Origin of the sequence: Brucella lupini, assembly GCF_002252535.1 — a bacterium.
Classification (GTDB): Bacteria; Pseudomonadota; Alphaproteobacteria; order Rhizobiales; family Rhizobiaceae; genus Brucella; species Brucella anthropi.
The window spans coordinates 86,527-110,009 of the sequence record NZ_NNRN01000054.1 but is presented as its reverse complement, the minus strand read 5'-3'; the positions used below and the strand labels follow the sequence as shown (position 1 = coordinate 110,009).

The following is a 23,483-nucleotide window of genomic DNA, read 5'->3' as shown; positions in this document are numbered from 1 at the left end:
TTATTGCGCCTGCTCTGACGCCTCAGCTGCAAAACTGCACTGGCAAAGCGTCTATTTTCGTGGCAGCTTGACTTCGGGAGGGTCCTGATCAGGAGGAATCGTCGGGATCGCCCCATATTTGTTTCATGCGCTATCCAGGCAGGAGCGTTCACACTTTTGCTGGAAATGCCTCGCACATTTTAGCGATAACGAATCAGGGGAACTTCATTCATGCAGCTTTATTCCAGACCTCTTTCCCCTTACTCGGCCTTTGTCCGCGGGGTTCTTTACCTGAAGGACCTGTCGTTCAAGCCGATGAACATGCCCTACCCGTTTCCAGCCGATTTCGGCAATATCACACCGCTCCGCCGCGTTCCCGTGCTGATTACCAGTTCCGGAGAAACGCTGTACGAAGGGACGGTGATCGCCGAATATCTCGAGGATCATTTTCCGGAAATATCCGTGCTGCCCGGAACGCCGCGCGAGCGCGCACTTATTCGCCTCCTTGCCCGCGTGACGGAACTGGACGTGCTTGGACCCGCGATGAAGCTTTTCATCCTTTTGAGCAAGCCCGAGCGCGACAATGCAAGCATCGAACGCCTGTTCGAAAAGATGCATACCGGCCTGAAAGTGGTCGAAAGCCGTCTCTCGGACAAAGCCTATGCCACCGGAGACGAACCGACCCTTGCAGATTGCTGGCTGTTGCCGGTGCGTTTTCTGATGGAACCATTGAAGAAACTCTCGGGCAGAGCGGATTTGCTGGACGAGTTCCCGAAGTTTGATGCATATGCCGCCAAGGCAAAACAGCATCCGGTTTTTGAGCGCATCTGGAACGAGATGGATGACGGACTGAAAGCTTTCATGCCGCAACTAGTGGATTGAATTTGACGTTTGAATGCCGACTGAATGAGATGCTGTTTCAAACGTCAAATTCGAAAAATCCACTAGATACATAAAGTTGCTAGTGGTCTTTGCGATTCCGACATTTGCTCGGCGCCTGTATCAGAGGGACGCAAATGTCGGAATCAGACCACTAGCCTGACACTGTTTACCCCCACCTCTCATGCGTGCCTTTTTGAAGGCACGCACTATCGGAGCCCCTCCTTGAAGACCAAGACTTTCGCTCTTCTGGCCCTCCCGGCCATTGCATTGCTTGCAGCCTGCACTTCCAGCAAGCCCACGGGGCCCATCGCCGTCGACGCCAGCAAGGCGGCACTGCCAACCATGGAGCGCATCGCGCTGGCAGCAAATAGCTGCTGGTTCAAATCCAAGGACAAGGATTTCCGCGGTTACTCACTCGCGCCGGAACTGAATTCCTTCACCGGACGTCCGCGCATTCTGGTCGTGCCCGCCCGTAATCCGGCATTACGTCCGCTGCTCGTCGTGCAGGCGCAAGGCAATCCTGCACGCGTCGAGGCTTTCGGTCCCATGATGCAGGAAAGCCATGGCGGCAGGATCGCCGCCGACGTCAACCGCTGGGCTTCAGGCCAGAGCGGTTGCCAGTAATCAAGCTGTCGCGGAAAGCTGCTTTCCGCGACATACTTCAACGCAAGTGAAAACGCACCTTACGCGCTTCGCGCTCTGCTTCGTCGCGCTGTAGTCCGATATCGCGCAACTGATCGTCGGTCAGTTCGCCGAGGGCGATCCGACTGCGCCGCAGCATCATTCGATAAGACATCCAATTCAGAGCCCTTCCAGCAAAAGTGCGAAGCGTCTGCGCAGGGAAATCAGTCCGCTGGACTGATTTCTTTTCCAGCTTCGATGCGTCGGACAATGCGTAAGAACAAAAAGAGACAACGCGCCGTACATATCCGATCTGCGGTTGGGACGCCGCCATCAGATTGACCTGCAAAGCTTTTGGCAAATCCGTAATGCCATCAGCCACGGGCACAGGAAGAATTGTATCTATTGTCTCGGTCTGCGGTCTAAAGTAAAACATTGGCTCGGTCCATTTCATTGCCAGTTGGGCCAGTTGGGAGCTGGGAAGCAGTCGAGACAAACCTTGTGTTTAGCTCGATGTCTGCATTGTCACCAAGTAGCGACGAATTGACTCTACAATTGACTTGGCAATAGGTACAATTTATAAGTTGTCACCATGACAAATTGGATTCCAGACCTTGCCGGTAAATCCGGTCCATTTTACCTGCAGCTTGCCGATGCCATCGAAGAAGCCATCGGGAATGGTGGATTGCCAGCGGGTATCAAACTTCCGCCACAGCGCAATCTCGCATTCGACTTGAAGGTGACAATCGGCACAATCGGTCGTGCCTATGCGCTGGCCCATGAACGCGGTCTCGTGACGGGCGAAGTCGGTCGAGGAACTTACGTTCTGGGCGAAGAACCGGCAGACAACGCGCTGACCGCCTCTGGCATTGCCGGTACAAAGCCTGCCGATGTCCCTTCTGGGAAAATACGTTTCGACACGACTGCGGCGCCGGATGTCGGCCAGCATGAAGTTCTGGCCAAAATCAATGCCGACATTCATCGGGATTTTCCGCAGGATATTGCGAGCTATTCGCGCTATTTTCCGCAGCACTGGCTGGAAGCCGGACAAAAATGGCTTTCGCGAGCCGACTGGCGACCAGATCTTGACAGCATTGTCGTTACCAATGGGGCGCAGGCTGCGAGCATCGCCATCATCACGGCCTTCACGAATCCGGGCGATCGCATCCTGTTCGAAAATCTGACCTATGCGCAGATCAGCCGCTCCGTGCGCCTTCTCGGGCGCCGTACCATTCAGGCCGGTCTGGATGAATACGGTCTGATCCCGGAAGAATTCGAACGAGCCTGCCGCCAGCAGCATCCGACCCTCGCCTTTTTGATGCCGACGCTGCACAATCCTACCCTGTCCGTCATGCCGGAAGAACGCCGTCGTGCAATCGCCGACATCGCAAGGCGTTACAATGTCTGGCTTATCGAAGACGATATCTATGGCATCATGTGCGACAGCCAGATTCCACCCTTGGCAAGCTTTGCACCTGAACGCACATTCGTCGTCTCCGGTCTGTCAAAGGCCGTTGCCGCAGGCATACGCAGCGGATGGGTCGCCTGCCCTGTGCATTGCGCCCAACGCGTGAAGGTAACGCACAAGATGGTCACAGGCGGCGCAGCATTCCTGCTCGCTGAAACCGGCGCTCAGCTGGTGTTGTCCGGCGAGGCAGACGCCATTCACAGCAAATGCCGCGAAGAAACGGGCATTCGCGAAAAGATGGCGCGAGAAATCTTCGACGGTTTCGATTTCGTATCCCGTCCGACAGTTCCATTTCTGTGGATGGGACTGCCCGAGCCGTGGCTTTCGGGCACGTTCAAGGCCGCCGCGTATGAAAGCGGAATCCTGATCGACGACGAAGATGAGTTCAAGGCCGGACGTGTCGATCAGATTTATCACAGGGTCCGCGTTGCCTTCTCGTCTCCGGCTGATCGCAGTGTCGTCGAAAACAGTTTTCTGACGCTCCGTCGCCTGCTTGAAAACGAACAGGCAGGATATGAAGGAAGCGTCTGACCGCGTGCGCTTGCGTGCGATTATTATGGATATTCGATGAAGGGCTGGAAAAGCGGTATTTTCCTGTCGCACTTCGTGAAAACATAGGTTAAAGAGGCGCCTTGAAACCTTAGGCGACCGTCCCTTAGGCACAGGGCGTCGGACGCCGCAGCCTGCGACGGGGTTCCCCATTTCCATGACTATTTCCAATATGCGAGACATCACGCCGGAATTGATCGAAGCGCATGGTCTTAAGCCGGACGAGTATCAGCGCATTCTTGATCTGATCGGACGCGAGCCCACCTTCACAGAGCTCGGGATTTTCTCGGCGATGTGGAACGAGCATTGCTCCTACAAGTCCTCCAAGAAATGGCTTCGCACGCTTCCGACAACCGGACCGCGCGTTATTCAGGGCCCTGGCGAAAACGCAGGCGTGGTGGACATCGGCGATGGCGATTGCGTCGTCTTCAAGATGGAAAGCCACAACCATCCGTCCTACATCGAGCCCTATCAGGGTGCAGCGACCGGCGTTGGCGGCATTTTGCGCGACGTGTTCACCATGGGCGCGCGTCCCGTTGCGGCAATGAATGCGCTCCGCTTTGGCGAACCGGATCATCCGAAGACCCGCCATCTGGTATCCGGCGTCGTGTCGGGCGTCGGCGGCTATGGCAATGCCTTCGGCGTGCCGACCGTTGGTGGCGAAGTGAACTTCGACAAGCGCTATAACGGCAATATCCTCGTCAATGCCTTTGCTGCCGGTCTTGCCAGGCATGATGGCATCTTCCTGTCGGAAGCCAAGGGCGTCGGCCTGCCGGTTGTCTATCTGGGTGCCAAGACGGGCCGCGACGGTGTCGGCGGCGCGACCATGGCATCGGCTGAATTCGACGAGTCGATTGAAGAAAAGCGTCCGACCGTTCAGGTCGGCGATCCATTTACCGAAAAGTGCCTGCTCGAAGCCTGCCTTGAGCTGATGGCCTCCGGCGCGGTTATCGCCATTCAGGATATGGGTGCGGCTGGCCTCACCTGTTCGGCTGTCGAAATGGGCGCCAAGGGTGACCTCGGTATCGAACTCATTCTCGATCATGTTCCGGTGCGCGAAGAGAACATGACCGCCTATGAAATGATGCTGTCGGAAAGCCAGGAGCGCATGCTCATGGTTCTGAAGCCGGAAAAGGAAGCGGAAGCGCAGGCGATCTTCCGCAAATGGGGTCTCGACTTCGCCATCGTTGGCAAGACGACTGACGATCTTCGTTTCCGCGTCATTCATCAGGGCGAAGAAGTCGCCAACCTGCCGATCAAGGATCTGGGCGACGAAGCGCCGGAATATGATCGTCCGTGGATGGAGCCAGGCAAGCACGCGCCGCTTCCCGCGAGCAATGTGCCGCAAGTGGAAGATTACTCCACTGCCCTTCTCAAGCTGATTGGCTCGCCTGATCTTTCATCCCGTCGCTGGGTCTATGAACAGTACGATACACTCATTCAGGGCAACTCGTTGCAGGTTCCGGGCGGCGATGCCGGTGTGATCCGCGTTGAGGGCCATGACACCAAGGCTCTCGCCTTCTCATCCGACGTGACCCCGCGCTATTGCGAAGCCGATCCATTCGAGGGTGGCAAGCAGGCCGTGGCCGAATGCTGGCGCAACATCACAGCGACTGGCGCTGAGCCGCTGGCATCGACCGACAACCTGAACTTCGGCAATCCTGAAAAGCCGGAAATCATGGGCCAGCTCGTCAAGGCCATCGAAGGCATCGGTGAAGCCTGCCGTGCGCTCGATTTCCCGATCGTTTCGGGCAATGTCTCGCTCTATAACGAAACCAACGGTCAGGCCATTCTGCCAACGCCGACCATTGCCGGCGTTGGCCTCATCCCGGACTGGACACAAACCGCCAAGATCGGTGGCATGCAGGATGGTGACACGCTGGTTCTGCTTGGTGGCGATGGCACACATCTTGGCCAATCGGTTTACCTGCGCGATCTGTTCGACCGTGCCGATGGCCCCGCCCCGACAGTCGATCTGGCACTTGAAAAGCGTAACGGCGAGTTCGTCCGCTCGGCCATCCGCAACGGCCAGGTTACGGCCTGCCATGACCTCTCCGATGGCGGTCTGGCGATTGCCGTCGCGGAAATGGCGATCAAGTCCGGTAAGGGTGCAGAGCTCGATGCCGGTGACGGTCTGCCGCACGCAGTTCTTTTCGGTGAAGATCAGGCGCGCTATGTCGTCGCGGCTACGGCGGAAATGGCAAAGCTCATTGCCCTCAATGCTGAAGGCGCAGGCGTTCCGTTCCGCGTGCTCGGCACGGTTGGCGGCGACAGCCTGAAGATCGGCAACGTCGTCGATGTCAGCGTTGCCGATCTGACTGACGCCTTTGAAGGCTGGTTCCCGGGCTTCATGAGTGGCGAACCGGTCAGCGATAACTGACCTGGTTTCACATCGTTGATATCTTTTACCGCCCGGATGGAAAGCCTGTCCGGGCGGTTTGCTTGTCGGCTATTTAAGCGTTAGACAGATGTTAGTTGACGTTCCACGATGGTGCGTTACGATTCGATAAAATGAGAAGAATAAGCCGGAAACGGCGGGAGATTTTGCATGGCTATGGACGCACATGAGATCGAAAAACTGATACGCGAGGGGATTCCCGACGCAAAGGTGACGATCCGCGACCTTGCCGGAGACGGAGACCATTATGCCGCCGAGGTTGTCGCTGAAAGTTTCCGTGGCAAGTCCCGCGTGCAGCAGCACCAGATGGTCTATGATGCGCTGAAGGGTAATATGGGCGGTGTGCTGCATGCACTCGCCCTGCAGACCAGCGTACCGGAATAACGGAAGGCCGTTCTGGGGGAGCCCCATTTCGAGGAGCAAATCCTGCTGCGGCAAGATGCAGCTCCCCTTGATACGGATTTCTTGAGCATTTGACTTGCATTCGCCCCAACGGGGTGGTTACCAGCATTCAAATGACTATATTGGGGAAGACCTCCCTGTTTGCGTCGAAATTTGCCTCGACGTATTTGTTTAGCGCATAATCCTGTCCGAAAGGTCAGGCGACTTTTCGGACAGGATTATGCTTGGAAAGGACCGCAAATGACCGGCATCAACGATTTCATCGCGAATGAAGTGAAGACCAACGACGTCGTGCTTTTCATGAAGGGCACGCCGGGTTTCCCGCAGTGCGGTTTCTCCGGTCAGGTCGTTCAGATCCTCGACTATCTCGGTGTGGAATATAAGGGCGTCAACGTTCTGTCCTCGGACGAACTGCGCCAGGGCATCAAGGAATATTCGAGCTGGCCAACCATTCCTCAGCTTTATGTAAAGGGCGAATTCGTCGGCGGCTGCGATATCATACGCGAAATGTTCCAATCGAGCGAGTTGCAGGCACTTTTTACCGATAAGGGTATTGCCACAAAGGCAGCTTGAGGATTAATTGCCGGTTATACGGCTTCAGCCTCACCTTTTTCCAAAGGCGCCGTTCTACGGCGCCTTTTGCATTTGCTAGAGCGGTTCCAGTTAAAACGGAGTCACTGGAACCGCTCTAAGTATTTTTCCGTCGCATTATCCTACGCAAAACCGCTTCGCACTTTTGCTGGAAATGCTCTAGATGCTGCAACGACAGATTTTCATCTGTCTGCTTCTGCTTTCTAAATTTTGTCTTTCGTATCGTGTCTCGCGACGCGATGCGCCACTTTGCCAAGGAATGCCAGTCATGCCGCTCGACATCAAGAACGGTTCGTCGGACCAGAAGACTTCCATGCGTGGACGCGGCGAATTCATCGCGCTCATCGCGGCGATCATGGCCATCAATGCGCTGGCGGTCGACATCATGCTGCCCGGCCTGCCGCAGATCGGTGCAAGCCTCGGCGTTCAGTCGGAAAACCACGTCCAGTTCGTCATCACTGCCTATCTGCTCGGGTTTGGCGTTTCGCAGCTCTTCTATGGCCCCTTGAGCGACCGCTTCGGCCGCAGGCTGCCGCTGTTCGCCGGGCTCGTCATTTACATTCTGGCAGCTCTGGGAGCGGCCATCGTCACCGATTTCACGACGCTTATCATCCTGCGTGTATTGCAGGGGCTTGGCGCTGCTGCCACGCGCGTGATCGCCGTATCCGTCGTTCGCGACAAGTTCGCCGGGCGTCAGATGGCCGAGGTCATGTCACTCGTCATGATGGTTTTCATGATCCTGCCCGTCGTTGCGCCCGCAACCGGCCAGCTCATCATGCTTTTCGGCGAATGGCACCTGATCTTTCTGTCGATGGCCTTCATGGCATTTGTCATCGGTATCTGGGCGTTTCTTCGCCTGCCCGAAACCCTGCCTGCTACCAACCGGCGCCCGCTGACGGTCAAGAGCGTGATTGGCGGTTTCGGCATCGTTCTTTCGAACCGCGTTGCCCTGTTTTATATGCTCGGCACCTCGTTCATTCTCGGCGCGCTGTTCGGATATATCAACTCGGCTCAGCAGATTTTCGTCGACATCTACAAGCTCGGCGCCTTGTTCCCACTGGCTTTCGCTGCCGTCGCCATGACGCTGGCGCTCGCCTCGTTCATGAACTCGCGCCTGGTCGGTCGTTACGGTATGCGGCGAATTTCCCAGACCATGTTGCTGGTCTTCACCAGCTTCAGCCTTTTGTGGATGGTACTTTCGGTCACGATGGAAGGCCCTGTTCCCTTCCCGATCCTGATGGCGATCTACATGACCATCATGTTCTCGTTCAGCCTCGTGACCGCCAATTTCAACGCACTGGCGATGGAGCCTCTCGGCGAAGTAGCCGGAACAGCCTCGTCCGTTCTGGGTTTTGCTCAAACGGTGATCGGTGCAGCATTGGGCGCGATTATCGGTCAGGCCTTTGACGGCACCACAACGCCGGTTGCAACCGGCTATTGCGTGCTCGGATTCGTCGCGCTCGGCTGCGTTTTGATAGCCGAACGCGGACGGTTGTTCAGGGTGCAAAACCCGCCCGCAGAACACGTGATCTGATCGATTTCGCGATGCCAAAACAATGAAGGCCCGCCGATGTAGCGGGCCTTTCGTATTGGATAATACTCTGACGGTTTTATTCTTCCCAGAGCGCCGCCTGAATGGACTGCCAGCTATCCTTGCTCGGCGCGGCCAGAATGCCGCCGCCGGTATGTGACGGCAGATAATCGCTTCCATCCCAGCGCGCGAGATAGCCACCGGCTTCCTGATGGATCAGCGCACCGGGCAGATGATCCCACGGCATCAGCTTGTTGTAGACCACGAAATGCGCGCCGCCGGTGGCGAGGATGCGATATTCGTGCGCTGCACAGCGATAGCCGATCTGGGACAGAAATTTCGTATGATTACGCGCCAGACGCGACCGTGTCGGCTCAGCCGTGTACTGCCAGGAAATCGAACCGGTCATCTGGTTGATAGAAGTCGGTTCGGCAACGCCGACCTTGCTCACATCTCCATTGGCGTGGCGGATGTAGCTTCCGCCTCCCTTTGAAGCCATGATCCAGTCATTACCGACGGGGTCATGAATGATACCGGCAACGGTTTCGCCTTTTGACACCACCGCAAGCATGACACCAAAGAGCGGAACACCAGATGCAAAGTTGAAAGTGCCATCGACCGGATCGATTGTGAAGGCAAGCTCCGCATCATCGAGGCCGGTCAGCAAAGCCGGATTGTCCGAGCAGGCTTCCTCACCGACGATCACCGCATCGGCAAAGCGTTCCTTGAGCTTGGCAGTGATGAACCGTTCAGCATTCACATCCGCTTCCGTCACCAGATCGGCGGGTGACGTCTTCTGCCGGATATCACCGACGTCCAGCCTGCGAAACCGGGGCATGATTTCCTGACGGGCCGCATCTGCCAGCAAATCGGCCAGCCAGTCCATCTGTCCTTCGTCAAACCGCATGGTCACCCTCTCCCTCGCCATTCAGCATCAGTCCTGCAAAATCGAACAGTTTGCGATCCAGCAAATGGCTCGGACGCACATTCGTCATGGCGCGGATCATCGTGTCCTTGCGCCCCGGCATACGCTTTTCGATGTCGGTCAGCATGGCTTTCATCGCATTGCGCTGCAGCCCTTCCTGACTGCCGCACAGGTCGCATGGAATGATCGGAAACTGCATGGCCGTCGCAAATTTCTCCAGATCGTCCTCCGCCGCATAAGCCAGCGGACGGAACACCATCAGGTCTCCTTCGTCGTTCAACAGCTTCGGCGGCATCGCAGCCAGACGCCCGCCGTGAAACAGGTTCATGAAGAAGGTTTCGAGAATATCTTCCCGGTGATGGCCAAGAACGATCGCCGAACAGCCCTCTTCACGCGCAATGCGATAGAGATTCCCCCGGCGCAAACGCGAGCAGAGCGAGCAATAGGTGCTGGTTTCAGGCAGCTTATCGGTCACAATCGAATAGGTATCCTGATATTCGATACGGTGTTCGATTTCATAACGATTGAGGAAATCCGGCAGAATGTGCTTGGGAAAGTTCGGCTGCCCCTGATCCAGATTGACCGCCAGCAGCTCAACCGGCAGCAGGCCGCGCCATTTGAGATCGAGCAGCAGCGCAAGCAGGCCATAGGAATCCTTGCCACCCGAAAGGCAGACCATCCAGCGCTCGTCGGGCTTCACCATCGAGAAATCCTCGATAGCCTGCCGCGTCAGACGCAAAAGACGTTTGCGCAGCTTGTTGAACTCGACCGTGGTCGGCACATCGCGGAATAGCGGATGACAGCCGTCGCTGCCCGCGTCTTCTGCAATATCTGGATCGAAAGCGTTCATGGTGCTTCCCGGAAAAACGATTGAAGATGTTGAAGGCTTAATAGCGAAAACTGGCTGTCGGGAAAACCGTCAAACAAGATTTCTTTATGATTGCGTGCATCAGCACACATCGACCACCGTTTGCCAGCAAAAATGTATGAGTGTTTGCAGCTGCCTTTTGCTCTAGAACTCATGCAGGCATTCACGGATGAGATATCTATGGCTCAGTATGTTGGTTCTATAAGTGTTCTTCGGCGAAAGCCGCACATCATCGCGCTCCGAAAACTGTCCTTACTGTTATTCATTGGAGCATTGTTGTCGGCCTGCGCCACATATCATTCCGACCGGCAGATTGACGATACGCTCGGCCCTCCCGGCCCCATCGCCAAAGTGCCGGGATAAAAGCAAAGAAAAAGCCGCGCTGCAGTACAGCGCGGCTTTTCGAATTCGGCATATATCCAGCGCGCCAGAGCGCGCCTGGAATTAACGCGAATAGAATTCGACGACCAGGTTCGGTTCCATCTGGACAGCGTAAGGCACATCCGTCAGGGTCGGAACGCGGGAGTACGTCGCAACCAGCTTGTTGTGGTCTACTTCGATGTAATCCGGAACATCACGTTCTGCGAGCTGAACAGCTTCGAGAACGATAACCAGCTGCTTCGACTTTTCGCGAACTTCAACAACGTCACCGGTCTTCAGGCGGTAGGACTGAACGTTGACGCGGCGACCATTCACATTCACGTGGCCGTGATTGATGAACTGGCGGGCAGCAAAGATCGTCGGAACGAACTTGGCGCGATACACAACTGCGTCAAGACGCGATTCCAGCAGACCGATCAGGTTTTCACCGGTGTCGCCCTTGCGGCGAGCGGCTTCTTCGTAGGTCTTGCGGAACTGCTTTTCGGAGATATCGCCGTAGAAGCCCTTGAGCTTCTGCTTTGCGCGGAGCTGTACACCGAAGTCCGACAGCTTGCCCTTGCGGCGCTGGCCGTGCTGGCCCGGGCCATATTCACGGCGGTTTACAGGGGACTTCGGACGGCCCCAGATGTTTTCGCCAAGACGGCGATCAATTTTGTACTTAGCGGATTCGCGCTTGCTCATCGCATTTCCTTCAAAAGGTTATAGCGCCCGGAGGCGCTGGAGGAAACGCGCCCTCCTCTGCCCTCCGTTTGAGAGGACTGACAGGATGAAGCGCGCGAGCGCAATCTTCATCCACGGGACACGTCAAATGAAACGCCGGTGCGAGAACGCGCCAGCGATGGGCGGCTTTTAGTCATGCAGCTGTTATCTTGTCAAGCTCAAGCAGTCGAAAAAGCCTGAAAAACCGGACCGCTGAGGGTGTTTCCTACCATTTGCTACGACCTGCCATCAAGCGTGAAGGAACGCCATCGCCTGTTTCATCATTAGTCATGACGGATCCGCAATTCATGAGGCATCAATGGCTTTGTCTTTTTTCCTGCCCGGCAAGGGTGCATTCACCGCTCTGATTGCCTTGGGCCTTGTTGCGATGCCGTGTTTTTTAGGCATCGATTCCGATCAAGCACAGGCGCAAACTTTCATCGAACGCATCCTGAAACAGGACGCCCAAAAGGCAAAACAGCATCGCAAACGCCCGGCGGTAAAGCGCAGCCAAAAGAAACCGGCTTCGAAACAGCAAACGGCAACGCAATCTGAAAGCGCTCCGGCAAAAGCCGAAACCAAACCTGCTCCCATGATACCCGTTCCGACGCCTGCCCCTCGCCCGGAAAATACAGCAACCAAGGGGGCAGAACCGGAAACTCCACCCATTCCAACGGAAAAGCCGGAGGCAGAACCCCAAAATCAACCGCTGGCCAAGCCTGCTCCTACAACCCCGACCCAGGCAGACCCGCCAAAACCGGCTGATGATCCGAAGCCGATGGACGAAAAACTGCAAGAAACGAAACCCGCCCCCGATCAACAGCCAAAGCCGGAAAAGGACGAGCGCGTCTATCAGGTATCCTGCCCGGCGCTGATATCCGGCGATGTAGAGGGCAAGCTGCTGCCTCCGATCAAGGATGGCGAACAATGCGGCGCTCACTCTCCGTTGTCACTGACCGCCATTGGCAAGGACGCCCCTTTGAAATTTGCCAATGCCGTCACCACAAATTGCGCAATGGCAGTCACGCTGGCGCAGTGGAGCAGCGAGGTGACCAAGGCAGCCAAAGATGTTTATGGACCGGATTCGAAAATCGCTGAAATCGGCACCGGCTCGGACTACCAGTGCCGGAAGGTCAACGGCGCGTCCACAGGACGCGTTTCCGAACACGCCTTTGCCAACGCGCTCGACATCATGTCGTTCAAGTTTTCGGATGGCAGCAAGACGGAACTGGAAAGCGGCTGGAACGGCACCGACAAGGAGAAGGCTTTCTGGCGCGCCGTGCATAGCGCGAGCTGCAAGCTTTTCATGACGGTAATCGGCCCGGACGGTGATGCCGCACATCGCACCAACATGCATCTCGACCAAGGCTGCCACGGCAAATCCTGTCTTGCGCGCATCTGCCAATAAGATATCGTCGTAACCGTTGGAAATTCATAAAAAAAATCAGATTCGCGTCTGTAATCTCTATTTCATTATCGATTCAATTCCGCCGCCCGCCACCGAGCGACGGGTTTCCAGAAGGACATGGGCATGAAATCGACCAAGTTTATAATTTCTGCAATTTTAGCACTGGGCTTCACCACCGCCGCGAATGCAGATTCCGTCCCGAAAAGATCGAAGGATTTTACGGGCAACTATCAGACACTCGTGAAGGATCAGCAAGCGGCTCCACAGGTCGCGGATTGCGTTGCCAGCGCTTATGATTACGTCAAGAAAAGTAAAAAATATGATCGTCTCGGCTTCACCAAAGATGACATCTCTTCGGCAGAAACCAATGATAAGTCTGCGAAATTCAGCACCAGCGATCCACGCAAGGTTTCGGCTGTCATCTCGGTTCCCGGTGAAGCACGAACCAAAGGCGCATCAACAAAATGGGATAGCGTCACGCTGCGCTGCGGCATTACCGATGGCAAGCTGAAAGCAATCGAGCTGGCTCCGAACAAATCTGGCAAGTAACCATCTGGTCAATGCGGCGAGTGCCCGGCGGCGCTCGCCAATTCTATTCAGTGTTATTTCTTGTCATCTACGTGTTCCGGCAAGCCTTTGCGCTTTGTCTCGGCAAATTCCTCTAGTTCCTTCTCGGTCATCGATTCATACATTTCCTTCGACGCACCGAAGAGTTCGCTTTTCTTGATTTCACCGCGTTTGGCAGCAAGCGCAGCGCCAGCGGCTTTCTGTTGGGCCTGGGATTTCGCGGGCATCAGACTTCTCCTGTTTGAAAGACAAACGCAAACGGACTGAGGCCGGTTCCTTTTTATTCAATGCTTCCATCAAAACGTGAGCGGGCGTCGCGAAGAAAATCGCGGTTCCTGACGGCCCATTGCCCCAGCACGTCGATAGGCACAGCAAGAGAGTGTCCAAGTTCAGTCAGCGAATACTCCACTTCGGGCGGAGAAGTCGGGCGCACACGTCGAGACACGAGGCCATCCCGCTCCAGCGATCGTAGCGTAACGGTCAGCATGCGCTGTGAAATACCCTCAATGGTCCGTCGCAACGCATTGAAACGCATCGAGCCTTCCTGAAGATTGAAAATGACGAGAATGCTCCACGTGTCGCCAACCCGATCCAGCACTTCACGGATCGGGCAAGAACCGTCACCATCGTTCTCGAAGGCAGGTGTCGACGAAAGCAAAGGTGTTTTCCCGTCTGGGCGTGTCGGTATTGTCATCTTTTTCTCCACAAAAACCGGTTGGCAGACCGGCGTTTTCTCCATCGGTTAAGTTAGAGAGTTTTCACTGAAATACGCATCAGCCACGCGTCATAACATGCGTAAAAACAATTAGTTATAGCAGCTTCATCGTTCTGTTTCGACCGGAGCATCTCTGAACACTTGCCTTTGAAGCGGTTACTTCGGTGTATCCTGCTCATGTAAAAGTGCGTTCTTCACAAGCATGATGGCATCACATATGTAGTTATCAGAAATAACCTGATTATGAAACATACCTTAATTCGTTTGATACGAGAAGGTCGAAAAAAGGAGAATGCCATGACCAAGATCGCACTGATCGGCGCAACGGGTTTCGTAGGCGCTGCAATCCTCAAGGAAGCTGCGGCACGCGACGACGAGGTTACCGCACTCGTTCGTCATCCGGAGAAAGTCGAAAAACTGCCCGATGTGACGGCGGTAAAGGCCGACGTGTTCGATACCGACGCGCTTGCAAAGCAGCTTGCAGGGCATGACATCGTGATTTCCGCCTACAATCCGGGCTGGAGCGACAAGGACATCCGCGAAAAGCACATCAACGGCAGCCGTTCCATCACGGAAGCCACCAAAAAAGCAGGCATCAAGCGTCTTATAGCAGTCGGCGGCGCAGGTAGCCTTTCGATCAATGGTAACCAGTTGGTCGACTCGCCGGAATTCCCTGCCGAATGGAAGGAAGGCGCGCTCGGCGCCCGTCAGGCGCTCGACGACCTGCGCGGTGAGAAAGAACTGGAATGGTCATTCGTGTCACCGGCGATCATTCTTCAGCCGGGCGAACGCACCGGAAAGTATCGTCTCGGCGGCGACGAACCGGTTTTCGACGACAAGGGTGAAAGCAAGATTTCAGTTGCTGATCTGGCCGTCGCCATTCTGGATGAGGCTGAAAAGAGCCAGCACATTCGCAAGCGTTTCACAGCCGCCTACTGATGCCAATCACAAAAACGCCATGTTTTCGACAGGCGTTCGCCGCAAAATCGGTGGTGAAATACGCACAACACCACCGGTTTTTCGCGCAAAAAGACCGCAGAACGGTTCTACCGTTGCTTTGCCTTAATTGGAGCGCTCATCTTTTCCGAAAAACCGTTTCACACTTTTCGGGATGCGCTCTCACTCACACCAGTTCCACATCCACGACGCCCTGAATGGCTTTCATGGCGCTGGCGATCTGCGGACTGACGCGATAGCGATGCGGCAGCTCGATCTCGACCTCACGCTGACCGTTATCCTTGATGACGATGAGGCTCACCTGCCCGTCGCCGCGCGTGTTGAAATGCGGTGCGATATGACGAACCGCATCGGCCGAGCGCAGGTAAAGCCGCAACGCCTTCTGCATACGGCAGGCCTCATCTTCAAGCGACTGGACCGTCTGGATACGCAAGCCTATACCTTCAGGACGGTTTTCCGCCTGAACCGTGATCACCACCGACTTGCCGCTCTCCAGAAGGTCGCGATATTGCGCCAGCCCTTCGGAAAACAGCACCGCTTCGAACTGGCCGCTGGCATCGGACAATTGCACGATACCCATCTTGTTGCCGGTGCGGGTCTTGCGTTCCTGCCGAGCAGTCACGGTGCCCGCCAGACGACCGGCATTGGCGCCACGTTTCACGGCTGCGGAAAAATCTGCCCAGCTTTGAACACGCATGCGGTTCAGCACATCGCGATATTCATCAAGCGGATGGGCCGACAGATAGAAGCCGACCGCCTGGAACTCCCGATGCAGCATTTCCGATGGCAGCCAGGGAGCCGCCTGCGGCAGGATAAGCGTTTCCTTCGGAGCGCCTGACAAACCAAAAATATCAGACTGACCGCTTGCGGCATTTTCCTGCGTGCGCTGGGCAAAGCCCATGATGCGGTCCATGCCCGCACTCATGGCCGGGCGCTCACGACCGAAACAATCCATCGCACCGGCATTGATGAGACTTTCCAGCACGCGCCGGTTGACGATGCGCGGATCGACCCGCTCGCAGAAATCCTCAAGGCTTTCAAAAGGTTTCTCTGCGCGCACATCGACAATATGATCGACTGCCGCCTCGCCGACGCCCTTGATGGCGGCAAGCGAATAAAAAATCTGCTTTTCGCCAACCTCAAACGGACGGAAGGACGTCATCACCGAAGGCGGCACGACCTCAATGCCCAAACGGTTCGCCTCGCGGCGGAAATCGTTGAGCTTGTCGGTGTTCGACATATCGTAGGTCATCGACGCCGCGATGAACTCGACTGGATAGTGGGCCTTCATATAGGCCGTCTGGTAGGACACGATGGCATAGGCTGCGGCGTGCGACTTGTTGAAGCCGTAGTCAGCGAACTTGGCCAGCAGATCGAAGATCATGTTGGCCTGCGCCTTGTCGACACCGCCCTCAATCGCGCCATCCACGAAGCGGACGCGCTGCTTGTCCATTTCCTCGCGGATCTTCTTGCCCATGGCGCGACGCAAAAGGTCAGCTTCCCCGAGCGAATAGCCGGAAAGCACCTGTGCGATCTGCATCACCTGTTCCTGATAGACGATAACGCCCTGCGTTTCCTTGATCAGGTGATCGATCTTCGGGTGAATGGAGGCAATCTCCTCCTCACCGTTCTTGCGCGCATTATAAGTCGGGATGTTCTCCATCGGACCGGGACGATAAAGCGCCACAAGTGCGATGATATCTTCGATCCGGTCCGGGCGCATGCCGAGCAGCGCCTTGCGCATACCCGCACTTTCCACCTGGAACACGCCGACGGTTTCGCCGCGCGACAACATCTCATAGGTCAGTTCGTCGTCGAGCGGCACATGGGACAGATCAATCTCAACGCCCTTGCGCGCCACCAGTTTGACCGCCGTTTCAAGAACGGTCAGCGTCTTGAGACCAAGAAAATCGAACTTGACCAGTCCTGCCTGCTCGACCCATTTCATGTTAAACTGGGTGACAGGCATGTCGGAACGCGGATCGCGATACATGGGGACCAGTTCCGACAGCGGACGGTCACCGATCACGATACCGGCGGCATGGGTCGAGGCGTGGCGGTAAAGCCCTTCAAGCTTGAGCGCCATATCCAGCAGCCGTCCGACCACCGGCTCTTTCTCACGCTCCTCATTGATCTTCGGTTCTGTGTCGATGGCCTGTGCCAGTGACACTGGATTGGCCGGGTTTTGCGGCACCAGCTTGCAGAGACGATCGACCTGCCCGTAAGGCATTTCCAGAACGCGACCGACATCGCGCAGCACAGCGCGTGCCTGCAGGGTTCCGAATGTGATGATCTGGGCTACCTGATCCCGCCCGTACTTTCCCTGCACATAGCGGATCACCTCTTCACGGCGGTCCTGACAGAAGTCGATATCGAAGTCGGGCATCGAAACGCGATCCGGGTTGAGGAAGCGTTCGAAAAGCAGCGAGAACCGCAAAGGATCGACGTCGGTAATCGTCAGCGCATAGGCGACGAGCGAACCGGCACCCGAGCCACGGCCCGGCCCGACCGGAATGCCATGGGCTTTCGCCCATTTGATAAAGTCCGCAACGATCAGGAAGTAGCCCGGGAACTTCATGCGGGTGATGATGCCGATCTCGTATTCGAGACGTTCGGCATATTGCTCCGTCGTATAGCCTTCTGCGAGACCGACGGTCTCCAGGCGCATCTTCAGGCCTTCGCGGGCCTGCCGCGCCAGCTCGTCGGCTTCCTCCTGAACGGCGGCCTCCGCATCATCGGATTCGCCGGTAAACCGCGGCAGGATCGGTGCACGGGTCTGCGTGTACCAGCTGCAACGCTCTGCAATTTCGACGGTGTTGTCGAGTGCTTCCGGCAGATCGGCAAAAAGCGCAGCCATTTCCGCACGGCTTTTCATGTGATGGTCCGGCGTCAGGCGGCGGCGATCATCGTTTGAGAGAATCTGGCCTTCCGCGATGGCAAGAAGCGCATCGTGGGCCTCGAAGTCTTCTGCCTTGAGAAAGAATGCCTCATTGGTGGCTACGAGAGGCAGATCCATCTCATAGGCAAGCGCGACGGTCTTTGCTTCCAGCGCACGGTCGTAACCTGCCTGACGCTGCAATTCGACATAAAGCCGATCGCCAAATGCTTCACGCAGGAAAGCAAGCCGTGTCTCTGCCCTGTCGGGACGGTCGGCGGCAAAAGCGCGACCGATTGGTCCCAATGCGCCGCCGGAAAGAACAATGACGTCTTTCGACAATGGTGGCAGCCAGCTTGCTTCGACATGCACCGGATCACCTGCCGGTGTTTCCAGAAACGCGCGACTGACGAGCCGCACGATATTCGCATAGCCCTCTTCCGTTGCCGCCAGCAGCACAACTGGAGCGAGGTCCAGCGCGACACGGCGATTGACGCTGCGGCCATTATCATTGTGATCGCCGAAGGCTATATCGACCTGACAACCGATGATGGGTTGCAGCCCGTCTTTCGATGCCTTCTGCGCAAATTCAAGCGCACCGAACAGATTGTTGGTGTCGGTGACTGCGATAGCCGGCGCCTCGTCGGCAATCGCCTGTTTGATGATCTTGCCGAGCGGCAATGCGCCTTCCAGCAAGGAATAGGCCGAGTGTACCCGCAGGTGCACAAAACGTGGCGTCAAAGCACCGTCTTTTGCTGCATTGCCTGCTGCTGCATCACTCATTCCATCGACCCCGATCATCTGCCGAGCCGCCCGGATGGACATACATCCGGCGCTCTAAATCCACGCATCGCGCTTTCCGAAAACCGATTCAGATCTTCGGGCCGCTGCAGTAGCCGCCTGATAGCACATTGCTTGCAAGATGGGCCACACGCATGGCCCATCGCGGCTGGCGACTCTGTCGCCTGATAGCATCAGTTTCGGGGAATGATATGGCGATGTCCAGTAAGACTATCGCCACCTTGCAGCGGGTTCACAAGAACCAGCCAGAGCATCTCCAATTTTTCCGGGGTCATCGGAAATGCCCTATCGTTTTCACGCATGTCTATATCCCAAAACCGGTTCCCACTTTTGGGAGACATGCTCTATTTCCTTCAGATCGCACTCACCCAGATGGCGAAAGTTGCAATAAACAGGCTTACCGAAATGAAAGACAGAACGTCGTGGACGAGATCGGTCATGTTGGAAACTCCTCTGTGTTCACGTATGTTTATTTTTTGTTCTATTTTTGTTCCAAAGTCAACACCCGTTCTAGCCCGCCATTCATTTTAGGGTTTACGAATAGTGAATATACAACCGCAGACGCTGGCTGCGTGAGCGGGGAACGAAAGCGCCATATTCAGGCGGAGACGCACATCGCCCTTCGAGACGCCACCTGTGGCGGCTCCTGAGGATGAGGTGCTGGGAGCGCTTCCAAGACCACCCCGAACGCCAAGACACTTGTACGGGAATATGGTCCTGCAAGCCTATACCGCCCGATCAAACGCACGTCAGAACAAATGGGTGGAGCAGAGGTCCTGTTCGAGCAAACCGGAACGCGCAGGCAGCGGAACCGCACCTCGCCCTTCGAGACGCCGCCTGCGGCGGCTCCTCGGGATGAGGTGCTGCTGTGACCTGAAAGGCTTACAGATCGACGACCTTGCCGTCCTTCAGCGTGACGCGCCGGTCCATGCGGCGGGCAAGTTCGTGATTATGGGTCGCGATCAGAGCCGCAAGCCCCGACTGACGCACGAGGGCCTCAAGAGCTCCGAAGACGTAAGACGATGTCGTTGGATCGAGGTTGCCAGTCGGTTCATCTGCCAGAAGAACGAGCGGCGCGTTGGCAACGGCGCGGGCAATAGCGACGCGCTGTTGTTCACCGCCGGAAAGTTCCGACGGGCGATGCGAAGCGCGCTTGCCGATCTTCATATATTCAAGAAGCTGCTGCGCACGCTCTGCTGCGGCTTTCCTGGACAGACCGCGGATCATCTGCGGCATCATCACATTCTCCAGCGCGGAAAATTCCGGCAGAAGATGGTGGAACTGATAAACGAAACCGACGTCGTTGCGGCGCACAGCCGTGCGCTCATCATCGGACAATTTGCTGCAGGAACGCCCATCCAAGAAAACGTCTCCGTTGTCGGGACGCTCCAGCAGGCCTGCCGTGTGCAGCAATGTCGACTTGCCCGCTCCCGATGGCGCGACAAGCGCAACCATTTCCCCACGACGAAGTGTGAAATCGGCATCCTTCAGAATGACCAGTTCGCGGTCGGCTTCCTTATAGGCGCGGCCGACACGCTCCAGCCGCATGATGATTTCAGCCGCCATTTATTCGTACCTCAATGCTTCGACCGGATCGAGCTTGGCAGCGCGCCAGGCCGGGAAAATGGTGGCAATGAATGAAAGCACCAGAGCCATGACGATAACGGAGATGGTTTCACCGGGGTCCATCTTCGCAGGCAATTGGCTCAGGAAGTAAAGTTCCGGATTGAAGAGCGTGGTTCCCGAGAGCCACGAGAAGAACTCCCGCAGACGCTCGACATTGAGGCAAACGACAACGCCCAGAACGACACCGGCTACCGTGCCGGTGACGCCGATGGCGGCGCCCGTCATCAGGAATATGCGCATCACCGCGCCACGGGTGGCCCCCATGGTTCGCAGGATCGCAATATCGTGCCCCTTATCCTTCACCAGCATGATAAGGCCGGAAATGATGTTCAGCGCCGCCACGAGCACGATCAGCGTCAGGATCATGAACATGACATTGCGCTCGACTTCCAGCGCCGAGAAGAAAGTCTGATTGCGCTGGCGCCAGTCGACAAGCGAGAGCTGACGTCCCGCTGCCTCTTCCACCGGCGCGCGCATCGCATCCACCTTGTCGGGATTATCGACAAAGATTTCAAGCGATTGCACCTTGCCTTCCTGATTGAAGAAAAGCTGCGCCTCGGACAGCGGCATCATGACAATCGACGAGTCGTATTCCGACATGCCGATCTCGAAGATCGCTACAATCGGATAGGCCTTCACGCGCGGATTGACGCCGAACGGGGTCACATCGCCATCCGGCGAAATCACCCGTAGCGTATCGCCGATTGAAAGGCCGAGATTTTCGGCCATGCGGGTTCCGATGGCGACGCCGCCGCCCTGATCGAAGCCCTGAAGCGTGCCCTGGCGAATATTGCCGGAGACGAGCTTGAGCTTGTCGAGATCCTCTTCACGAAGACCGCGCACCAATGCACCCGTTCCTGCGCCGATATTCCCCTGGACGAGCGCCTGCCCTTCCACCACGGGAATGGCGAACCTGATGCCGGAAATACCGTCGATCCGCTTGATGAGATCGGCATAATCATCCAGCGGACGATCAATCGGCTGCATGATGAGATGGCCATTGATGCCGAGAATTCGCGAAAGAAGCTCGGCACGGAAACCGTTCATCACCGCCATGACGATGATGAGGGTCGCCACGCCCAGCATGATGCCGGTGAACGAAAAACCGGCAATGACCGAGATAAAAGTCTCGCGGCGGCGCGCGCGCAGATATCGCCAAGCGATCATCCGTTCGAAAGCCGAGAATGGACCTGACTTTGGAGCCTTTTGAGCTGCCTTTGCCTGATCCCCGGATTTTGCTGCCGCCGCGCTGCTCATGCTTCTGCCGTCAACAGATTGATCGCAGCTTCAACGCTCAGGCTCTGGCGTTCACCGGTCTTGCGATCCTTGATCTCGACTTCACCGGCGGCAACGCCACGCGGGCCAACGATCACCTGCGTCGGCAGGCCGATCAGGTCCATCGTGGCGAACTTTGCACCCGGACGGTCATCCGTGTCGTCCAGCAGAGGATCGACGCCTGCATTGGTCAGCGCTTCGTAGATCTTCTCGCTTACAGCGTCGCAGCCTTCGTCGCCCGGCTTCATGTTGACGATACCGGCACCGAACGGCGCGATGGATTTCGGCCAGATGATGCCCGCATCGTCGTGGAAGGCTTCAATGGCTGCCGCAACAAGGCGCGACGGACCGATGCCGTAGGAACCCATGGAAACCAGATGTTCCTTGCCATCCGGACCCTGCACTTTCGCGCCCATCGGTTCGGAATATTTCGTGCCGAAATGGAAGATGTGCCCCACTTCGATGCCACGTGCAGAGACCTGATCTTCCGGCTTCACCTTGGACCAGTCGGCCTCGTCGTGCATTTCGTCGGTTGCCGCATAAGGCGTCGTCCAGCGATTGACGATATCGGTCAGCTGCGCATCGTTGCGGAAATCGGTGTCCGCGCCCGGCACGGCCAGATCGAGATAGGCCTTGTCGCAGAAAACCTGGCTTTCGCCCGTTTCCGCCAAAATGATGAATTCGTGGCTGAGGTCGCCGCCAATCGGTCCCGTATCGGCGCGCATCGGGATGGCCTGCAGGCCAACACGTGCAAAAGTGCGCAGATAAGACACGAACATACGGTAGTAAGCCATTTTCGCGCCCTCATAATCGAGGTCGAACGAATAGGCGTCCTTCATCAGAAATTCGCGCGAACGCATGACGCCGAAACGCGGGCGCACTTCGTCGCGGAACTTCCACTGGATGTGGTAGAGATTGAGCGGCAGATCCTTGTAGGAGCGCACATAGGAGCGGAAAATGTCGGTGACCATTTCCTCATTGGTCGGACCGAAGAGCATATCGCGCTCCTGACGGTCCTGAATGCGCAGCATTTCCTTGCCATAGGCATCGTAGCGACCGCTTTCGCGCCACAGGTCTGCGGACTGGATGGTCGGCATCAGGATTTCATTGGCGCCCGCGCGGTTCTGCTCTTCACGAATGATATCGCAGACCTTGTTGAGAACCTTCAGACCGATCGGCAGCCAGGAATAGATGCCGGCCGACTGTTGACGGATCATGCCCGAGCGCAGCATCAGCCTGTGGGAGACGATTTCCGCCTCCTTGGGGTTTTCCTTCAGAATAGGCAAAAAATACCGCGACAGACGCATCGTAACCACCAATCAAGAGGGACTGCCTGAGTGCTTCAAGAATCAGGCAAAAATTAAGCATATTTGTCGGTTTCTTACCGGGTTATACACCGGTTGGAAACCCGCCTGAAAAGCTTTCGCGATAGCGGATTTCCCCATCCACAACCATGATCGCCTGTCGAAAGAACCAGAGACGCGAAATGCGGCTTCCGGATTCACATTCAAATTCAATATATTACAGATATATCACTCTCATTCGGGAAAATTTGCGAAAGAAATATGACGCCATAGAAGATTTTTCGTGACAAAAGCTGTGCAGTTCGCTATTTTTTTCAGCATAAGAGCAACAACGGAATAAAACCGTTGGTTTCACGCGGTCAAAGTCTTGGGAGGATGGATCCAGGCGCGACTTTCGCAGCCGCCAGTCAAATGGAAACGGATCGAACGCGTATTTGATTAGCAAGGCGAAAGCCTTGCTTTTTTTTTGAACTTGTAGCACCTCCATGCTTTCCGCAGTTTCCCTATTTTATAGCTTGCAATAACACATTGATTTTGTGGGATTTATCGCAGCGCCCTCTGCGCATTCAAGTATTAAATTTCACTTAAGTATAAATCGATTTATATGAAGAACATTGCTCAGGGAGCGCTATCGCTGTCACAAATGACGCCGGGTTGTGCT

General features: G+C 56.1%; 21 protein-coding genes. 10 read left to right on the top strand and 11 right to left on the bottom strand.

Annotated elements, in window-relative coordinates; all coding sequences use genetic code 11:
- The first annotated feature begins 210 nt into the window (after positions 1-210).
- Together CES86_RS19410 and CES86_RS19405 are read left to right on the top strand one after the other, a co-directional pair.
- A complete protein-coding gene (locus tag CES86_RS19410) occupies positions 211-861 on the top strand; it encodes a glutathione S-transferase family protein (RefSeq protein WP_012092239.1) in 651 nt (216 codons plus the stop codon).
- Positions 862-1,083: 222 nt separating this feature from the next.
- On the top strand, positions 1,084-1,485 hold the full coding sequence (locus CES86_RS19405) for a hypothetical protein (RefSeq protein WP_012092240.1): 402 nt from the start codon (positions 1,084-1,086) through the stop codon (positions 1,483-1,485).
- 37 nt (positions 1,486-1,522) lie between these two features.
- Here CES86_RS19405 and CES86_RS19400 read toward each other — a convergent pair whose 3' ends face one another.
- A complete protein-coding gene (locus CES86_RS19400) occupies positions 1,523-1,936 on the bottom strand; it encodes a DUF1127 domain-containing protein (protein WP_012092241.1) in 414 nt (137 codons plus the stop codon).
- A 138-nt stretch (positions 1,937-2,074) separates the two neighbouring features.
- On the opposite strand from CES86_RS19400, the gene CES86_RS19395 reads away from it, so the two are divergent.
- The 5 genes from CES86_RS19395 (at position 2,075) to CES86_RS19375 (ending at position 8,424) form a co-directional block, all read left to right on the top strand.
- Positions 2,075-3,481 carry an aminotransferase-like domain-containing protein gene (locus CES86_RS19395; protein ID WP_094515111.1) on the top strand — a complete coding sequence of 469 codons (1,407 nt, stop codon included), beginning with the start codon at positions 2,075-2,077 and terminating at the stop codon, positions 3,479-3,481.
- A gap of 175 nt (positions 3,482-3,656) precedes the next feature.
- On the top strand, positions 3,657-5,879 hold the full coding sequence (gene purL / locus CES86_RS19390) for a phosphoribosylformylglycinamidine synthase subunit PurL (RefSeq protein ID WP_094515110.1): 2,223 nt from the start codon (positions 3,657-3,659) through the stop codon (positions 5,877-5,879).
- Positions 5,880-6,047: 168 nt separating this feature from the next.
- Positions 6,048-6,281 carry a BolA/IbaG family iron-sulfur metabolism protein gene (locus tag CES86_RS19385; protein ID WP_006466620.1) on the top strand — a complete coding sequence of 78 codons (234 nt, stop codon included), beginning with the start codon at positions 6,048-6,050 and terminating at the stop codon, positions 6,279-6,281.
- A 258-nt stretch (positions 6,282-6,539) separates the two neighbouring features.
- On the top strand, positions 6,540-6,872 hold the full coding sequence (grxD, locus tag CES86_RS19380; protein WP_010661201.1) for a Grx4 family monothiol glutaredoxin: 333 nt from the start codon (positions 6,540-6,542) through the stop codon (positions 6,870-6,872).
- A 286-nt stretch (positions 6,873-7,158) separates the two neighbouring features.
- Entirely contained in the window at positions 7,159-8,424 is a 1,266-nt protein-coding gene (locus tag CES86_RS19375; RefSeq protein ID WP_010661200.1) for a multidrug effflux MFS transporter, read from the top strand.
- Positions 8,425-8,500: 76 nt separating this feature from the next.
- Here the strand turns inward: CES86_RS19375 and CES86_RS19370 are convergent, their stop codons facing one another.
- From CES86_RS19370 to rpsD, 3 genes are all read right to left on the bottom strand, one after another.
- Positions 8,501-9,328: an inositol monophosphatase family protein gene (locus CES86_RS19370; protein ID WP_094515109.1), complete on the bottom strand. Its 828-nt coding sequence runs from the start codon at positions 9,326-9,328 to the stop codon at positions 8,501-8,503.
- Positions 9,318-10,196 (bottom strand): tRNA 2-thiocytidine(32) synthetase TtcA, encoded by an 879-nt coding sequence (gene ttcA, locus CES86_RS19365; RefSeq protein WP_010661198.1) that lies wholly within the window; start codon positions 10,194-10,196, stop codon positions 9,318-9,320. Before ttcA ends, CES86_RS19370 begins: the two co-directional genes overlap by 11 nt.
- A 462-nt stretch (positions 10,197-10,658) precedes the next feature.
- The gene (gene rpsD, locus CES86_RS19355) at positions 10,659-11,276 is read right to left on the bottom strand and encodes a 30S ribosomal protein S4 (RefSeq protein ID WP_010661196.1); all 618 of its coding nucleotides are present in this window, start codon (positions 11,274-11,276) and stop codon (positions 10,659-10,661) included.
- A gap of 406 nt (positions 11,277-11,682) precedes the next feature.
- Between rpsD and CES86_RS19350 the strand changes: the two genes are divergently transcribed.
- The gene (locus CES86_RS19350) at positions 11,683-12,702 is read left to right on the top strand and encodes an extensin-like domain-containing protein (RefSeq protein ID WP_235819949.1); all 1,020 of its coding nucleotides are present in this window, start codon (positions 11,683-11,685) and stop codon (positions 12,700-12,702) included.
- A 123-nt stretch (positions 12,703-12,825) separates the two neighbouring features.
- Positions 12,826-13,251 (top strand): type IV secretion system effector BspC, encoded by a 426-nt coding sequence (gene bspC / locus CES86_RS19345; protein ID WP_010661194.1) that lies wholly within the window; start codon positions 12,826-12,828, stop codon positions 13,249-13,251.
- Between the two features lie 53 nt (positions 13,252-13,304).
- On the opposite strand, the gene CES86_RS19340 is transcribed toward bspC, so the two are convergent.
- Positions 13,305-13,496, bottom strand: a complete 192-nt coding sequence (locus CES86_RS19340) for a DUF3008 family protein (RefSeq protein ID WP_094515107.1) — start codon at positions 13,494-13,496, stop codon at positions 13,305-13,307.
- Between the two features lie 53 nt (positions 13,497-13,549).
- Entirely contained in the window at positions 13,550-13,963 is a 414-nt protein-coding gene (locus CES86_RS19335; RefSeq protein WP_029376244.1) for a winged helix-turn-helix transcriptional regulator, read from the bottom strand.
- Positions 13,964-14,281: 318 nt separating this feature from the next.
- Between CES86_RS19335 and CES86_RS19330 the strand changes: the two genes are divergently transcribed.
- A complete protein-coding gene (locus CES86_RS19330; RefSeq protein ID WP_029925016.1) occupies positions 14,282-14,923 on the top strand; it encodes an NAD(P)-dependent oxidoreductase in 642 nt (213 codons plus the stop codon).
- A 184-nt stretch (positions 14,924-15,107) separates the two neighbouring features.
- On the opposite strand, the gene dnaE is transcribed toward CES86_RS19330, so the two are convergent.
- From dnaE to proS, 5 genes are all read right to left on the bottom strand, one after another.
- Positions 15,108-18,599: a DNA polymerase III subunit alpha gene (gene dnaE, locus CES86_RS19325; RefSeq protein ID WP_094515127.1), complete on the bottom strand. Its 3,492-nt coding sequence runs from the start codon at positions 18,597-18,599 to the stop codon at positions 15,108-15,110.
- Positions 18,600-18,790: 191 nt separating this feature from the next.
- Entirely contained in the window at positions 18,791-18,919 is a 129-nt protein-coding gene (locus tag CES86_RS28130; RefSeq protein ID WP_255411949.1) for a hypothetical protein, read from the bottom strand.
- 580 nt (positions 18,920-19,499) lie between these two features.
- A complete protein-coding gene (locus tag CES86_RS19320; protein ID WP_010661189.1) occupies positions 19,500-20,183 on the bottom strand; it encodes an ABC transporter ATP-binding protein in 684 nt (227 codons plus the stop codon).
- Complete coding sequence (locus tag CES86_RS19315; protein ID WP_094515106.1) at positions 20,184-21,500, bottom strand: lipoprotein-releasing ABC transporter permease subunit; 1,317 nt, start codon at positions 21,498-21,500, stop codon at positions 20,184-20,186.
- Entirely contained in the window at positions 21,497-22,825 is a 1,329-nt protein-coding gene (gene proS / locus CES86_RS19310) for a proline--tRNA ligase (RefSeq protein WP_010661187.1), read from the bottom strand. The genes CES86_RS19315 and proS overlap by 4 nt, the downstream gene beginning before the upstream one ends.
- Between the last annotated feature and the right edge of the window lie 658 nt (positions 22,826-23,483).

Bases quoted from the DNA above. Each gene is read 5' to 3' on its own strand.
- CES86_RS19410 (WP_012092239.1), top strand. From the start codon at position 211: ATGCAGCTTTATTCCAGACCTCTTTCCCCTTACTCGGCCTTTGTCCGC.
- CES86_RS19400 (WP_012092241.1), bottom strand. From the start codon at position 1,936: ATGAAATGGACCGAGCCAATGTTTTACTTTAGACCGCAGACCGAGACA.
- CES86_RS19395 (WP_094515111.1), top strand. From the start codon at position 2,075: ATGACAAATTGGATTCCAGACCTTGCCGGTAAATCCGGTCCATTTTAC.
- purL (WP_094515110.1), top strand. From the start codon at position 3,657: ATGACTATTTCCAATATGCGAGACATCACGCCGGAATTGATCGAAGCG.
- CES86_RS19385 (WP_006466620.1), top strand. From the start codon at position 6,048: ATGGCTATGGACGCACATGAGATCGAAAAACTGATACGCGAGGGGATT.
- grxD (WP_010661201.1), top strand. From the start codon at position 6,540: ATGACCGGCATCAACGATTTCATCGCGAATGAAGTGAAGACCAACGAC.
- CES86_RS19375 (WP_010661200.1), top strand. From the start codon at position 7,159: ATGCCGCTCGACATCAAGAACGGTTCGTCGGACCAGAAGACTTCCATG.
- CES86_RS19370 (WP_094515109.1), bottom strand. From the start codon at position 9,328: ATGCGGTTTGACGAAGGACAGATGGACTGGCTGGCCGATTTGCTGGCA.
- ttcA (WP_010661198.1), bottom strand. From the start codon at position 10,196: ATGAACGCTTTCGATCCAGATATTGCAGAAGACGCGGGCAGCGACGGC.
- rpsD (WP_010661196.1), bottom strand. From the start codon at position 11,276: ATGAGCAAGCGCGAATCCGCTAAGTACAAAATTGATCGCCGTCTTGGC.
- CES86_RS19350 (WP_235819949.1), top strand. From the start codon at position 11,683: ATGCCGTGTTTTTTAGGCATCGATTCCGATCAAGCACAGGCGCAAACT.
- bspC (WP_010661194.1), top strand. From the start codon at position 12,826: ATGAAATCGACCAAGTTTATAATTTCTGCAATTTTAGCACTGGGCTTC.
- CES86_RS19340 (WP_094515107.1), bottom strand. From the start codon at position 13,496: ATGCCCGCGAAATCCCAGGCCCAACAGAAAGCCGCTGGCGCTGCGCTT.
- CES86_RS19335 (WP_029376244.1), bottom strand. From the start codon at position 13,963: ATGACAATACCGACACGCCCAGACGGGAAAACACCTTTGCTTTCGTCG.
- CES86_RS19330 (WP_029925016.1), top strand. From the start codon at position 14,282: ATGACCAAGATCGCACTGATCGGCGCAACGGGTTTCGTAGGCGCTGCA.
- dnaE (WP_094515127.1), bottom strand. From the start codon at position 18,599: ATGAGTGATGCAGCAGCAGGCAATGCAGCAAAAGACGGTGCTTTGACG.
- CES86_RS28130 (WP_255411949.1), bottom strand. From the start codon at position 18,919: ATGCGTGAAAACGATAGGGCATTTCCGATGACCCCGGAAAAATTGGAG.
- CES86_RS19320 (WP_010661189.1), bottom strand. From the start codon at position 20,183: ATGGCGGCTGAAATCATCATGCGGCTGGAGCGTGTCGGCCGCGCCTAT.
- CES86_RS19315 (WP_094515106.1), bottom strand. From the start codon at position 21,500: ATGAGCAGCGCGGCGGCAGCAAAATCCGGGGATCAGGCAAAGGCAGCT.
- proS (WP_010661187.1), bottom strand. From the start codon at position 22,825: ATGCGTCTGTCGCGGTATTTTTTGCCTATTCTGAAGGAAAACCCCAAG.